Below are 14937 nucleotides of genomic sequence, written 5' to 3'. Positions count from 1 at the left end.
CCCCATTTATACGCGATTTTTCATATACATTCCTTATACCAGGTTTACCCACGTTCGATAAAAAAGAAGCGCGAGCATAAGGGGCTAGACTGCCCTTTATGCTCGCGCTATTTTATCCTGCCATCCCAAGCGCCGCGGCTTAATACCGCCAGAGATTAATCTTCTCCCGGCTTTGTGACGATAACCATGCCCTCCACATGCCGTTTGCTCATCAGCTTGCGCTTTTTCCGGTTCTCCTTCGAATCAAAGACGATATCAAGATCGTAGTCCTCCGGATATAGCGACTCGCTCTTGAGATATGGCTTCAACCGTTTATGGTTGATTTTGATTTTCTGTTTCTGAACCTGAACCCATGCCATTCCTCGAGAATCCGGGGGTTCAACGACGATGCCGATTTTTCCAATGGACGTCACCAGGACAGCGTCGCCAACCTCAAACTTGCGGGAGGGTTGGATCACCGCTTCGGCAGCTTCTTCGGGGGCTCCTTCCGCCTCCTTCCCATCACCGCCTGTCTCTCGGCGACCCCGGGGCATTGACACGGCTGGCGCTGAGGATCGCTTCGGCGGCACGATTTCGTCCCACCGCATGCCCCCGCTTCCAGAGCCATCAGTGAATTGCTGTCGGCTGACGATATGCTGCGAGCGTTCGATGATTCCGCCGGACATCCCTAGCTTACGGGCAATTTCGATCGCATAGCTGCGGCCGGATTGCCCGATGGTCAAGCGATACAACGGGCGCAGCGTCTCGGCGTCAAATTCCATACGGGCGTTCTCGAAGCCCTCCGCTCGAGAGGCAAACGTCTTAAGTTCGTTAAAATGCGTCGTAACCATCACTGTAGAACCTTTGCGTGCGAACTCCTCCAATACCGCGATCGATAACGCGATCCCTTCCCCCGGGTCGGTACCTGCGGCCAACTCGTCGATCAGCACCAAGGTAGACGGCCTTGCCTCCTGTAAGATTTCCACCAGGGCACCGATCTGAGCAGAGAAAGTGCTGAGCGACTGCTCCAGGTTCTGTCCGTCCCCGATGACCGCGCGGATGCCTTGGTATACCGCAAACCGGCTGTCCGACGAGACCGGCACCAGCAGGCCCGATTGCACCATCAAGGACAGCAGGCCCACCGTCTTTAGGACAACCGTCTTCCCGCCGGTGTTAGGGCCGGTGATGATCAGCGTCCGGTAATCGGCGCCAATCGCTACATCCAGAGGAACCATCGTTTGCAGCAACTTCGGATGCTTTGCCCCTCGAATCACCGTGTCACCGCTCTCGCTCAGCTGTACCGGGGCACCACCAATCGCTGCCGCATATTTCGCTTTGGCAAATATGAAGTCGTACGTCCCCGTGATCTCGATGTTCCGAACAAGGACAGCGGCTTCTCGTTCGACCAATCCGGCGAGGTAACCTAAGATTTTGGCCTCCTCCCGGGCTTCCTCTCCTTGAAGCAGCTCCAGCTCTCCCTGCAGCGCCGCAACCTCCTGCGGTTCTATGAACACCGTCTGCCCGCTGGTCGACTGGTCCAGCATACGCCCGTTGACTTGCTTGTAATAATCCTTTTTAACCGGAATCACATATCTGCCACCGCGGACGCTCACAATGTTCTCTTGCAAAATGGAAGCATGGCGAGCCATGACGGACTGAATACGCTTCTGAATCCGCTCCTTGACGACCGCGATTTTCTTGCGCGTCTTCTCCAGCTCCCGGCTCGCTTCATCTGTGATCACCCCGAACCGGATACAACGAAGGATCTCCTGCTGCAGCGAGGGTAAATCTTGTAGGTCGGTCGCATAAATGCCAATTCGCCAGGCCATTTCGCCTTTAGAGGCCATATATTTCTTCAATTGCCCGCAGCTGTGCAGGAACGTCTGCACCGCCATCAGATCTTGTTCGGTGAACAAATAACCCGTGCCTAGCAAAGAGACGACCCACTCAATCCCTTCCAGAGAGGGCAGCGGTACACTGGCCCCTTTCCCGTATAAAGCGAGCGCTTCCGCGGTTTCCGCGATCGCCCGTTCGATTGCCCGTTTTTCCACCATCGGCGTAAGCTCCTCGATTCGATGCCGACCGGCATAAGATACCGCGTATCCCAGCAACTCCTGCTTAATGCTCTCATATTCCAACGTACTACTCGAAAATGTATTCAAGGTAGAACCTCCTTCAAATGGGTTGTCATTCCTTCTTTTTGAAATCAAAAAAGGCAAAGGACGGCACGTATGCCATCCTTTGCCTAGACCTCTCCCGCTGATGCCGATCAGAAAATCAAAAAAGCCGTGCTGAAAACAGCACGGCTTCATCATAATCATGATGACGGCAGCTAGGGAGAAGCTGCAAGATGTCCCGCGTGTGTTCTTAACTCATTCATAGACCGAAACAAGCGTACGGAAAAATACGGGCGCGCTCCAACTTCAAGCGGCACGTTCCTGTACCCTGTGTAACCGTCTCTATGAAGTTAACTAGTTAAGAACCTTCACCGACATCAATATCTCTCCTCTTTAGAGGTAATTCAAAAAGTCATCTTTCGATCACGAAGTGGGCCAAGAAGTAATTTCGACTTCGAATCTTGAATTCACCCGGGCCTTCCGTTGCTCTCGTAGCCTCCGGCTACGCTCCGCTACTCAGTCCCTAGCTTCATTCAACCTTCTCGGTGCTCCAAACCTGACTTTTTGATTTTCATTAAACTAGGTAATTCAAAAAGTCATCTTTCGATCACGAAGTGGGCCAAGAAGTAATTTCGACTTCGAATCTTGAATTCACCCGGGCCTTCCGTTGCTCTCGTAGCCTCCGGCTACGCTCCGCTACTCAGTCCCAAGCTTCATTCAACCTTCTCGGTGCTCCAAACCTGACTTTTTGATTTTCATTAAATAGGTAATTCAAAAAGAAGGAATACCTTTAATTTACCAAAAAGAGGCGCTATTCGTCAAGAATCCGAGTTTATGCGCACTTCATCCCTTTTTGAGTGGAATATCTTGCTAATTGAGTGAATTGATTAATTTTATTCTTACGATCATTTCATGTATTATATATGGGGCGTTAAAATTGTTAACTCGGCATTAAATTCAACTAAAGGAGCTTTTGCGGAAAGGAAGGAAACGAAGTGTCACAATTCAATCGCATCCGGCTCGCCAACATCAAGCCGTTTGTCTTTTTCTCCGTCATTATGATCTTGAAGATTTATCTCGTCTGGACGGCCATTTTTGATGGAGTTCCTGCTTGGGGGCCATTGCTGAAGGAAATCCCGTTTATCTGGGTTTTGTTCTGCCTGATTGAATGGTTCTCCTCCAAACGTAAGATTGGCCTTTATCTAACTGTAAACTTGATCGTTACCGCGATATTCTTCGCAGCCGTTATGTATCATAAATATTATGGGGTAATTGTAAATTATACTGCCCTGCAGCAGGTCAATCAGGTCACCGCCGTGAAGAACAGCGTGTTCTCCCTGCTGGCGCCTTATTATTTGTTGATCTTTCTGGATATCGTTATAATCGGCTTCTGGCTGTTCCGGAAGAAGCGTGCCGAGAAGCTTAAAGCTTTCTTTAATCTAAAAAAAGCCAGCACTGGCGTAATCGCCGGCATCTTCGGCTTCTCTCTGCTGCTGTGCATCTTCAACATATGGCCGAACCGGGCTAGCATGAACGAAATTAAGCAAGCCGAGCAAATGGGCATCCTGAACTATGAAACATACACGATTTTCTCCAGCACCAAGAAGGAAGAGCTGGTCGATAAAAACCAGATCTCGCAAGCGAAAATCGATAAGTTGAAGGGCATTACCGCCCCGTCCGAACCGAAGTATTTCGGTGCTGCCAAAGGCAAGAACCTGATCATCATCCAGATGGAATCGTTCCAGAACTTCCTAATCGACCTGAAGATCGACGGCCAGGAAGTGACGCCGAACATGAACAAGCTGGTCAAGGAAAACACGTACTTCAACCATTTCTATCAAATGGTTGGTCAAGGTAACACCTCCGATGCTGAATTTGTCGTCAATACCTCATTCTATATTCCATATAATGAGGCGGCGACGCAAAACTACCCGGACAAGGAATTGCCGAGCTTGCCGAAACTCATGCGGGATCAAGGTTATGATACCGCGACGTTCCATACCAACGTCGTTGATTTCTGGAATCGCGGCGAACTGTACAAAGCGATTGGCTTTAACCGTTATTATGACCAGAAATGGTTTGGTACAGAGGACACCGTATTCTTTGGACCTTCAGATGAAGTGCTGTACAAGAAAACAGCCGAAGAGCTGGATCGCATGCAGCAAACCGGACAGCCTTTCTATACCCAAGTCATCTCGATGACGGCGCATCATCCGTTCACGACGCCGCATGAGAAGGATAAAATCCAGCTGCCGGAGCGTTATCAGGACAATATGGTTGGCGATTATCTGCGGGCGCAAAGCTATGCAGACTACGCGTTGGGCCAATTTATTCAGGACTTGAAGCAAAGAGGCATTTGGGACAACAGCGTCGTTATGATCTATGGAGATCATCTTGGCTTGCCGATGTATTCGCTGGACAAACATGGACTTGAGCTGATGAAAGAGATCTACGGCCGAGATTACAGCTATATTGATATGATTAACATTCCGCTGCTCATTCATGCCCCTGGCGTCAACACGCCTGCGGTTATGAACAATGTCGGCGGCCAGGTTGATATCCTGCCAACGGTGGCTAACCTGCTCGGCGTGAATCTCGATAACCACATCCACTTCGGTGAGGATATTTTGAACCAGACGTCTTACAACTTATTACCGCAGCGTTATTATCTTCCGTCCGGCTCGTTCCTGAACGATCAGGCGTTATTTATCCCAGGGGTTTGGTACAACGATGGTACGAAGTACCCGCTGGCGAAAGATGGCGTGAAGCAAGCATTGACGACGGAAAGCGAATATAATCGTGCGCTTGAACTGCTCCGCCTCAGCGACAGTTACGTGCAACAGCTGCCCGACCGGGTGAAAGAAAACAAAGAATGACACGAGGATTTGCAAAAAAATCAGAGCCGCAGGCATCCCGAATCGGGATGTCCTGCGGCTCTCTTTTCTTCACCCTTACAACGCCGGAGTGGCAACTCCCTCCATTGCTGTTTTCTCTAGCGCTTGCCTTTGGTCTTCCTGGCTTAATCCGCGTTCATGAAGCAACTCCTGCTCTTTCATGCGTAGATGCTTACGCCCTCTCCAGCGGAAGAATGAAAACACGCCGCGGATATATTCGTCGCTGATCATGCTGGCATAAATCGCAATGATTCCCCAACCCAGCGATACCCCAAATAAATACGAACAACCGGTTGCCACCACCGACATGAAAATCAAGGAGATCACCATTGTGTAACGGGTGTCCCCTACTGCATTCAAGGAGTTGCCAAGTGCCATGTTAATCATTTTACCAGGCTGCAGCAGCAGATTCAGCCATAGCAACGCAGCGCATAAGGCCAAGATATCGGTATCTTGCGTAAACAGCCCCAGTAGCTTGGGACCTAACAACACGAGAATAAACGCGTTGACGATAACCAGCGGCAGTCCGAAGGCCAACACCCGGTATACCGCACGATACGCTTCCTTCGTTTTGCCTGCTCCGTAAAGATGGGCGATCTGAATTTGCGCCGCCATTGCCAACGAGAAACCTAACATGAAGCAAAACGACTCCAGCGTATTCATATACGTCCTGGCGGCCAGTTCGGTGGAGCCAAGCACCGCGAGGAACGAGAAGATCGCCAGCTGCGAGAACACCCAACTCGCCGAGTTGACCCCAAGCGGCCAGCCGATCACGAGCACTTCCTTGAATAGCTTGCGGTCAAACACCGGAATATCCTTTATCCCGATCCGCCGCTGGAACGTACCCAGGAAAATAAACAGCAACACAACCGTAGCGATCAAACGGCTAATCACTGTCGAAATGGCTACCCCGGTTAACCCCCATTGCGGAAATCCGAAGGCTCCGAATATAAAGCAATAGTTCATGAAGATATGGATGACGTTCATGCCGATCGCCGTAAACATCGGGCCCTTCGTATTCCCGGTGTTGCGGATCGCCGTCCCTAGCATGGAGATCATCGCGGTCAATATCATCCCGCCGCCAACGATGGAAATGTAGACTTTGGCCAGCGGCAGCAGTTCGTCCGGAAGCTGCAGCATCGTGGCGATCGGCCCCGGTACGGCGATCAGCAGGATACTGAGGAAGATCCCGATCGCAGCCGTTACTTTAAAGGCAATAATGGCAACGGTCCGGGCATCCTCTTCGCGGCCCGAGCCGATCTTCTGGGCGATGACGATCCCCGCGCCGCTCGCTACCGTAGCAAACAGCGTAGTCAGCGCATTAAACAGCTGGTTGGAAAACCCGACGACCGCCACCGCATTATCGGATATGCGGCTGACCATCAACGTGTCGACGGTGCCCAGCAGGATTTGCAGGAACAATTCGATAAATATAGGCCAAGCGAGCAGCCAGAGGGAAAATTTATCCTTCTCGCCGCCCTTGATTTTCTTCATTATTACAACCTCCTGGATATCGGAGAATCCAATGGACTCCCTGTCATCGTGTTAACATGAAACACATTATAGATGTTAACCTCATCTTGATGTATCATTGAATCAACTCAATCTTTCAATATTCCAACTTAAGAGGAGCTGGTACCTTTTGCCTCCTATTATTGAATTTACCGCGCCCCCACTCCCTCACTATATCGTCAGCGGTTCGGCGGTTATTCCGGTGGGCGGCAAGCATCCGAGCCGGCAAAATATCGGCGCCTTCGACCTATTAGTCGTCGAACACGGGCGTTTATTCATCGGGGAGGAAGGACGCGATTACGAGGTGACGGCCGGACACGCCTTGATTCTCCGTCCCGACTGCTATCACTATGCGCTGGAAGGCTGCCGGGAGGATACCCTGCACCATTGGCTGCATTTTCAATTAATGGGCGATTGGAGGGTTGTTGAGGACGAAGCCTATCGGCATTGCGGATGCAGCATGACGGATAAAGACGTCCCCGGTTCGATCTCCCTGCCTCCGTTTACCGCTACGTCGTATATCGTCCCCCTGCCCCAATATACGAAGCTGGCCCAGCCGCAAAAGATCATCACCCTGCTGAACGAACTGGTCGAATTGAACCGAAACCTTCATTTGGACAGCGTCCGACTGCGCCAGCAGGCCCTTTTTCAAGACGTGATCGTGGAGTTATCCGCCTCGTCCGCCCCTGCCGGACTTCCTCCGCAGTCGGCCTGCGCCGAGAAGGCGGCCTCCTATCTACGCGAGCATTACTGTGAGACCTTTTCCGCGCAAAAGCTTGGAGAGAGCATCAATTTCCACCCGGTGTACATCGCCCGTTGCATGCAGAAGGTGTTCGGCTGTTCGCCTGCCGTTTATCTGCAACGCCTTCGCATCGAGCAAGCCAAGTTGTTGCTCCTTCAAACGGATCTGACGATCGAGCGAATTGCCGAACAAGTCGGCTTTAACCAAGCCGCATATTTCACCGCCTGCTTCAGTAAGACCGAAGGGATGTCCCCGCGGAAATATCGCCAGCGATTCACTTGGAACAATGAATAGGCTACCTTTTTCCGTGATCCCGGGGATTGGTTTTTTGATTATCGCTCAGGACTCCTCTATAATTCAAAGAAACCGCTTTTTTACTTAAGCCAAATGGGGGAAATGGATTGACACTTGTGAAAATATTTGCCGACAGCATCTCGGATCTGCCGGAGACCTGGGCCCGTGCATATGATATCGGCATTGTTCCGCTTTATGTCGTTTTCGGCGAGACCGCCTACAAAGATAAACTAGAGATTACCACCGCCGACATCTATCGACGGGTCGATGAGGATGGAGTCTTGCCCAGAACGGCAGCGCCGGCTCCGGCCGATTTCATCGCCGCTTTCTCACCTTGGATTGAGCAAGGGCATACGATCGTGTATATCAGCATGTCATCCAAGCTCTCTTCCTCTTACCAAAACGCATTGATCGCCGCAGCTGAATTTCCCGAAGGACGCATACACGTCGTGGATTCCCTGAACGTTTCCGGCGGTATTGCATTGTTGGTTCTGAAGGCTGCCATCGCCGCCAAGCAGGGGACCGGCCCTTCCGAATTGGTCAGTATGCTGGAGGAAATGCGGGAACGGGTCGAAATTGAGGTGTTAGTGGACAGTCTTGACTACTTGCATAAGGGGGGGCGCGCTTCCAGCGTTCAGTATATGATCGGAAGCTTGCTTAAAATCCGGCCCGTGTTGAAAGTGAAGGAAGGGCTGGTCATCTCCGCCGATAAATACCGCGGCAAAACCGAGAAAGCAATCGAACGAATGCTTCATAACTTCATCGACAACGTCCACAAGGTTGATCGGGAGCTCATCATCGTCGCACAGACGCTAGCCGAAAAAGCCGCCGGCTTCATCAGGAATACCCTCCTTGAAAAGACGGATGTCAAGGAAGTATCAATTATTGAAGGCGGATGTGCCATCTCCTGCCACTGCGGCCCACGGACGGTCGCCATCATGTACCTTCGGCAACCGAATTCCGCCATATAAGCTAAATTTGGACAGCCAGAAGATATACAACCGGTGGAGGAGTATCTCATATCAAAGAGGCCGGGCGAAGGGATAGGTATCCCTCTGCTCGGCCTTTCCTTCATCATGCGGTGCTCAATATTTTCCGAATTCCCGATCCCTTAGTCAAGAAAATATGACCTATATCACTTCTTCCCCGGATCGATATCCTGCGGGCGAAGCCCTTCCCAAATGTTCGGGATATTCACCTTGGATGGATCATCAAACACGAGAAAAGCCGTCGGCAAATAACGCTCACCGTATTCGGACGAAGGCTTGTTGGCGATTTTGCCGCCTTCTTTCACCAATACGGTAGACGAACCACCATCTAGGTTGGCGGCGATCACTGCGCCATGATCGAGCATGATCTGCTGGACGTCGTATAAGCTGGCACCGATACTGTACCCCGGCTGACGCCCATCGATGACGACGAACAGGATGGCCCCGTCTTCGCGTTGCCCCATGGCCGTCCGCGGGGCGATCCCCCAGCCTTCCTTTTGGCTGCGGATTTGCCCTTTTCCATTCACGATGATTCTCGGCTGAAACGTCACCGCCTCCTGGATCCCCAGCTTATCTAGCTCCTCCAGCGTATATTTACCGGCAATCATTTTCCCCTGCTTATCCAGTCCTACGATTTGCGTCGCCGCGCCTGAACTGATGCCGTTGTAATACAGCTTACCTTGCGAGATGACCACGCCAATCGGCTTGAAGCCGTTGCCCTTCCAGTTCGGATCGGCAAACCCGCCGCCGTTGACGCCGGCGATAGCTCCGGTCCGCTCTACCATGCTGGAGACCTTCTCCCCTTTGCCTCGTTTGACCGGCACGCCTAAACGAATTTTGGTCGGATCGTTGACGGTCATCACATAGCCGTGGTAGCTGTTTCCAGAGACTTCCTCAATTTCGACGAGTGGCTTCTCCGCCTGTGTATCCTCTTTACCTGTGTTCGATAAGTCAATCGTATGGGTGTCCTTCTCCGTCCCCATCTGTTCGAACCGAGCCTGGTAAGCGGCTACCCGCTTGTCCAACTCAGCTTGCCCGATGATATATTTTGCCCAATGGCGATGCTGCGTCGTAATCAACGTATCCGCCATCAAAAATCGCATATTATTGCCGGACGGGGTGAAGAACAGCCAGATCATCGCCGCCGTCCCGAGAAGCATCATGGTTATAATCAATCGGGACAACAGAAAGAAAAATCCACGCTTTCGCCGTTTCTTGACGGACGTGCGTTTCTTGGCACCCGTTCCCCGCTTCACCGACGCACGGCTAGGTAATGTAGGCGTTGGCATGATGGTTGTCTCTCCCCTTGCTCTCTAATATAGCTTGCTGTACATTAAACGTTCATTCTAGTCCGAAAGTTTCACCCTTATAAAGATGGCCCGCGATCGCAACCAACGATCACGGGCCCATTCCTCAAAAAAGCGACCACCAAATCTTCACTGCCGTGAAGGCGATGATGACCACCAATCCGTAGCGCAGATATTTCACGTTGATTTTCGCCCCGAACCAAGCCCCCAGCGGGGCCCCGGCGAGACTGCCGAGAACGGTGTACAGCACCGGTTCCATCGGGATGGGCATCGTCGCGATTTTACCAACCACCCCGCCTATAGCAGAGAACAACACAATGGCTAGCGACGAGGCAATCGTGGTACGGGGTGGGATTTTCAGGATCGTCAACATGACGGGAATGAGCATAAATGCTCCCCCGGCACCAACAATGCCAGAAACGATCCCGATCAAAAACGCGGAAGCCATCGCGATCACGCGGTTGAAGGAGATTGCCTCTGCCCCCGTTTCCGGCACTGCGCGATTTGGAATAAGCATCAGCACGACTGCAACGGCTGCCAGAATACCATAAACGAGGTTGATGACGCCACTCGCCAGATAACCCGAGACCAGCCCTCCGAGCAGGCTGCCGACCAAAGTGCTGCCTCCCATATACAAGACGAGCCCCTTGTGGATGCCGCCTGCCGGCGTTGTCCGACTACGGAAGGCCAGTACGCCGGAAAGGGAGGCGAACAACACCTGAAACATGCTGATCGAAGATACCTCCTGCCCAGTGAAATGGGCCGCCCCAAGAGCCGCAGGAACAAACAGTAGCAGCGGATAATTAATAATCGCACCGCCAATGCCTAATAATCCGGAGAAAAAGGAGCCCACAAGCCCCAATACCACCATTACCGCAAACAGCAAAACATCCATACTCCCACTCGACTCCTGTCTAAGGTCCCTCGTGCAAATTCCTTTTCGTTCCTCTGTACTTCCGGGCTAGTAACCGTTATAATAAATACCAAGTAAACTTATCAGAAAAAGGTGATGGTTCTTGCGCGCCACTTTGAAGAAACTGTTCGAAAGCCGCTGCCCCAATTGCAGCCAGCCGCTCATTTCCGAACGGGACGCCGATCGTTCTTTGAAGACCTGTCCGCAATGCCACTATAAGGAAGAAACCTATCTTTCCCTGGGCGTCACCGTCGTCTACAACGAGACCCGAAACGACTTTAAATAACGCTGCATTTCCTATCGTAACATACTTAAAACCCACCTGCATCAGCAGGCGGGTTTCTTCTCCATACACAGATTCATCGCTGCTCTTACCCGGCAAACTTCCCCGCGCAAGGCATATAATTGCTGAAATCCCCGTCTTCTTAAGATGCGGGCGGCTTTCATGGCAGCATAACGGTTGTCTGTCAAAATAAGAACTGGGTCACCAGGCGATAGCTCCTTACTCCAAACAAATGGCAATCGTCCCAATGAAATGTTGATCGTTCCGTCCAGGTGGCACTCCTCATAATCGAAGGCGTCCCGGACATCCAGCTTCTTCGTCTGAGGTGGAACTCCGAACCCGCATAGGGCCCCGGCCTCCACAAACGTCAGACCCGAGACAGGCCATACCAACCGCAACAAATACCCACAAACGGCGGCGGCAGACAAAATTCCTCCAGCTATGACCAGCATTCCCGTCACTCCACTTCGTCCTGCCAGGCCATCATCCCGCCGGTCATGTTAACCACGTTATAACCTCTCTCACCCAGCAGCTCGCAAGCCAGACTGCTGCGTCCACCGCTGCGGCAGATAACAATGACCTCTTCCTTCGAATCAAGCTCGACGTGCCGTTCCGGCAACTGTCCCAGCGGAATATGTTTAGCTCCCTGAATATGGCCTTCGGCCCATTCGAGCGGCTCCCGAACGTCCAGAATATATACCGGTTCGCCCCGTTTCATCCGCGCGGCCAGCTCGGCCGGGGTAATTTCCTTCTCTGGCTGAAATGCCATGTTCATCGTCTCCCTTCAGGTTATCTGCTCTTGACCAATAACTCGACGGCTTCCTTCACCAAATGGCTGGTGTCGCCCCCTTGGATCTGCTCCTCCAAAATGCACTGCTGCAGGTTGTCCGCAACGATTTGCGCCATCGCTCTGTCCGCGGCGCTGCGTACCGCAGAAAGTTGACTTACAACTTCCTTGCAGGGCTTCCCTTCCTCCATCATCCGAAGTACGCCGCGCACTTGGCCTTCTATACGTTTCAATCTGCGTTTGACTTCTTCCGCATATAGATGTTCCTCATTCATGTCCCGCACTCCTTTCCGTAAACAAACGTGCCTGACTCTCACCTCTCAATACCCCTACGGGTATTTATTGTAGTGAATAATTCCCCCAAAGTCAACCCAGCTATCCACAAATAAAAAGAGGGCGGAATCTCGCTCTCCGCCCTCACGCACTTTACGATATGTGATTTATTTACGATTAGACACTTTATCCCATTCCGTATCCAGTTGTTTCAAATAGGCATCGATATCCTTCTTCTGGAGGAAACCTTGGATTAACGCATCCAGCTTCATGGCCCCTGGAATGTAGTGGTCCGCAAAATCGGATATTTGTCCCGCTGCGAAGGCTTCCTTAAAGCCGTCCATGATTGGATCGCTTTGCGATACACCGGTAATGGCCGGGAATGCTTTCTGTTCATCGATATATTGCTGTACATTTTCCGCTTCTAATAAGAATTGGACGAACTTCGCGGCTTCTTCCGGATGTTTGGTGTTCTTAGCAATCGTAAGCAACGTATCTACGCCAGAAATGACCTTGTTGCTTGCGGAATCATTAGTTGCAGGCAATGGGAACACGCCCAGTTCAATCGAAGGATTGGCCTTTTGGATTTCCGGAATCGCCCATACCCCTTGCAGATACATCGCAGACTCACCCTTGGCAAATGCCGTATTCCCATCGTTGTAGCCTTTGCCGAAGATATCCTTTTGCCCGTAATCCAGGAGCTTTAACTGCTTCTCTGCGACTTCTTTAAAGGCATCGGCGAACTTCACTGTACCTTCCTGGCGTTGCTTGAAAATATCGGTCCCTACGATGCTTGGTTCCAATGCATTAAACGGGACTAGCACAGTCCAAGAGTCTTTATAGGTCAGGTAGAAGGCATTTTTCCCGTCCGCTTTGAACTTCTCAGCGACGGCAATAAACTCATCCCACGTTTTTGGTACTTCTACACCCGCCTCTGCAAAGATCGCTTTATTATAAATGACACCGCTGGCATTTGCGGAGAATGGAATGCCATTAACTACCTCGGTTCCTGTCAGATCGTTCATCATCTGAATATATGCGGGTTGAATCGAGGAGAGCAGTTGATCCCCCGTGAAGTCCTTAAACATTCCACCGGCCGCCAGCGATTTGTAAGCATCCGTTGCGCCCATCCCTACAACATCGGGAATATCATTTTTGGCCGCTCTGGTTTTAAGTACGGTTTCCGCGTCAGGCGGGTTAACCTGAGTTACTTTGATATTCGGGTTGGCTTCGTTAAACTTCGCAACCAGCTTGTCGAACGTCTCTTTCGCTTCGGTTTTGTTTTGGAAAAATTCGATTTCTACCTTCTTGCCCGAAGAGGCAGCTCCATTTCCGGATGCCGTTCCAGAGTTGCTTGTTTCGCCATTATTCCCATTGCCGCAAGCGCTAAGCATGGATAGAGCCAACAGACCTGCTAATACGGGTGCTACGATTTTTTTCATCGTTTTGAATCCCCCTGATCATATAAGTTTTTGGGACTAAGGACTTCACAGAAATCCAACGTAAACGTTTACGTTTTTGGCGTAAAAAATGTGCTGTTGCCGTTGCATGAGCCCGTCTCACGTACCCAATCTTGAGGGCAATCGTCGAACTCGACCCGGCTTCTGATTTTACGTAAACGCTTACCTAGAATATATCTCCGGGAAATTTGTTTGTCAATCCTCTTTTCGAATTGCCAATAACTTCTTAGAGCCTATCCCCTCCCCCAATCAAAAAACAAAGTTGACAAATAAAAGGACACGATCTAAAATTCGAGTAAGCGTTTACGTATTCTCCTTAGGCTTCTTAATCGGTTCCAAATTTAAAGCGGATGAGGCTGAGTAATGATGAATCCAACCATAAAGGATGTCGCAAAAAAAGCGAATGTCTCTATCGCAACCGTGTCCCGGGTGCTCAATAATTTGCCAGGGTATTCGGATCGTACGAAGGCCAAGGTATATCGGGCGATTGAAGAGATCGGTTATCAACCCAATGCCATAGCCCGCGGCTTAATCAACAAGAGAACCCAAACGATCGGCGTCATGTTTCCAACGGTATCGAGTCTCTTCTCTTCCGAGATTCTCCGTGGCGTCGAGGACTTTGCTCAAGACAATGGATACAGCGTCGTGGTTTGCAATACCGATTCGGATGGTAAGCGAACGCTGAAGTATTTGCAGGTGTTGCGCGAGAAGCAGGTCGACGGCTTGATATTCTCCAGCGAAGTGCTGAAGGATGAATACTATCAGACCCTACAGCAAATGCAAATCCCTTATGTGCTGGTATCGACCGAATGCCAATACGACAACGTTCCATATGTCAAGGTCGATGATTTTCAGGCGGCCTATGATGCCGTGGAGTATCTAATACGTTACGGTCATCGAAAAATCGCGCTGCTCAGCGGGACAAAACACGATACGATCGCCGGGATCCCCCGAATCGAAGGGTACAAGAAAGCCCTCGAGCAACATGGCATCCCGGTTAACGAATCGTATATCGCCTATGGCGATTTCCTATTTGAAACAGGCTGCAAAGCGATGGAAGAGCTCTTGACCCATGCTCCGGATCTCACCGCGATATTTGCCGCCAGCGACGAAATGGCTATCGCTGCTATTTCCGTAGCTGCCAAGCATGGAATTAAGGTTCCCGATGAGTTATCCATTATCGGGTATGATGATTTGAAGCTGGCCCGGATGTCGGTTCCTCCTTTAACGACCGTCCGTCAGCCATTGTATGAGATGGGCAATCTTTCCTGCCAAAAGCTGATTCGCATGATCCAAACGGAGGAACCGGAAAGCAGCATGATCATGGACCACTCCATTATTGAAAGGCAAACGGTGAGGCCGTTTGGTTCTTAACCCTCTAACCGAA

At 51.0% G+C, this 14937-nt stretch carries 13 protein-coding genes; 5 read left to right on the top strand and 8 right to left on the bottom strand.

Annotated elements, in window-relative coordinates; all coding sequences use genetic code 11:
• Nucleotides 1-155 precede the first annotated feature (155 nt).
• A complete protein-coding gene (locus tag MKZ15_RS03470; RefSeq protein WP_339819866.1) occupies nucleotides 156-2141 on the bottom strand; it encodes a DNA mismatch repair protein MutS in 1986 nt (661 codons plus the stop codon).
• 950 nt (nucleotides 2142-3091) lie between these two features.
• Here MKZ15_RS03470 and MKZ15_RS03465 point away from each other — a divergent pair.
• On the top strand, nucleotides 3092-4972 hold the full coding sequence (locus MKZ15_RS03465; RefSeq protein WP_339819863.1) for an LTA synthase family protein: 1881 nt from the start codon (nucleotides 3092-3094) through the stop codon (nucleotides 4970-4972).
• Nucleotides 4973-5047: 75 nt separating this feature from the next.
• Here the strand turns inward: MKZ15_RS03465 and MKZ15_RS03460 are convergent, their stop codons facing one another.
• On the bottom strand, nucleotides 5048-6484 hold the full coding sequence (locus tag MKZ15_RS03460; RefSeq protein WP_193416626.1) for an MATE family efflux transporter: 1437 nt from the start codon (nucleotides 6482-6484) through the stop codon (nucleotides 5048-5050).
• 148 nt (nucleotides 6485-6632) lie between these two features.
• On the opposite strand from MKZ15_RS03460, the gene MKZ15_RS03455 reads away from it, so the two are divergent.
• Nucleotides 6633-7538 (top strand): helix-turn-helix domain-containing protein, encoded by a 906-nt coding sequence (locus tag MKZ15_RS03455; protein ID WP_339819859.1) that lies wholly within the window; start codon nucleotides 6633-6635, stop codon nucleotides 7536-7538.
• A 107-nt stretch (nucleotides 7539-7645) separates the two neighbouring features.
• Entirely contained in the window at nucleotides 7646-8509 is an 864-nt protein-coding gene (locus tag MKZ15_RS03450) for a DegV family protein (RefSeq protein WP_193416628.1), read from the top strand.
• A gap of 164 nt (nucleotides 8510-8673) precedes the next feature.
• On the opposite strand, the gene MKZ15_RS03445 is transcribed toward MKZ15_RS03450, so the two are convergent.
• Nucleotides 8674-9816 carry a phosphodiester glycosidase family protein gene (locus MKZ15_RS03445; protein ID WP_193416629.1) on the bottom strand — a complete coding sequence of 381 codons (1143 nt, stop codon included), beginning with the start codon at nucleotides 9814-9816 and terminating at the stop codon, nucleotides 8674-8676.
• Between the two features lie 124 nt (nucleotides 9817-9940).
• Nucleotides 9941-10729, bottom strand: a complete 789-nt coding sequence (locus MKZ15_RS03440; protein WP_339819854.1) for a sulfite exporter TauE/SafE family protein — start codon at nucleotides 10727-10729, stop codon at nucleotides 9941-9943.
• A gap of 121 nt (nucleotides 10730-10850) precedes the next feature.
• Between MKZ15_RS03440 and MKZ15_RS03435 the strand changes: the two genes are divergently transcribed.
• A complete protein-coding gene (locus tag MKZ15_RS03435) occupies nucleotides 10851-11033 on the top strand; it encodes a hypothetical protein (protein ID WP_167521247.1) in 183 nt (60 codons plus the stop codon).
• Nucleotides 11034-11074: 41 nt separating this feature from the next.
• Here MKZ15_RS03435 and MKZ15_RS03430 read toward each other — a convergent pair whose 3' ends face one another.
• The 4 genes from MKZ15_RS03430 to MKZ15_RS03415 form a co-directional block, all read right to left on the bottom strand.
• Nucleotides 11075-11482, bottom strand: coding sequence for a rhodanese-like domain-containing protein (locus MKZ15_RS03430; RefSeq protein WP_339822273.1), 408 nt, complete (start codon nucleotides 11480-11482; stop codon nucleotides 11075-11077).
• A gap of 5 nt (nucleotides 11483-11487) precedes the next feature.
• Nucleotides 11488-11799 carry a rhodanese-like domain-containing protein gene (locus tag MKZ15_RS03425; protein WP_155607268.1) on the bottom strand — a complete coding sequence of 104 codons (312 nt, stop codon included), beginning with the start codon at nucleotides 11797-11799 and terminating at the stop codon, nucleotides 11488-11490.
• A 20-nt stretch (nucleotides 11800-11819) separates the two neighbouring features.
• Nucleotides 11820-12092, bottom strand: coding sequence for a metal-sensitive transcriptional regulator (locus MKZ15_RS03420; RefSeq protein ID WP_193416631.1), 273 nt, complete (start codon nucleotides 12090-12092; stop codon nucleotides 11820-11822).
• A 165-nt stretch (nucleotides 12093-12257) separates the two neighbouring features.
• Entirely contained in the window at nucleotides 12258-13532 is a 1275-nt protein-coding gene (locus MKZ15_RS03415) for an extracellular solute-binding protein (RefSeq protein ID WP_339819851.1), read from the bottom strand.
• A gap of 381 nt (nucleotides 13533-13913) precedes the next feature.
• On the opposite strand from MKZ15_RS03415, the gene MKZ15_RS03410 reads away from it, so the two are divergent.
• The gene (locus tag MKZ15_RS03410) at nucleotides 13914-14924 is read left to right on the top strand and encodes a substrate-binding domain-containing protein (RefSeq protein WP_339819849.1); all 1011 of its coding nucleotides are present in this window, start codon (nucleotides 13914-13916) and stop codon (nucleotides 14922-14924) included.
• Nucleotides 14925-14937: the final 13 nt, after the last annotated feature.

It is taken from the genome of Paenibacillus sp. FSL R7-0216 (genome assembly GCF_037969915.1).
GTDB lineage: Bacteria > Bacillota > Bacilli > Paenibacillales > Paenibacillaceae > Fontibacillus > Fontibacillus rhizolycopersici.
The sequence above is the reverse complement of the archived record's forward strand: the minus strand, read 5'-3'. Positions and strand labels throughout refer to the sequence as shown.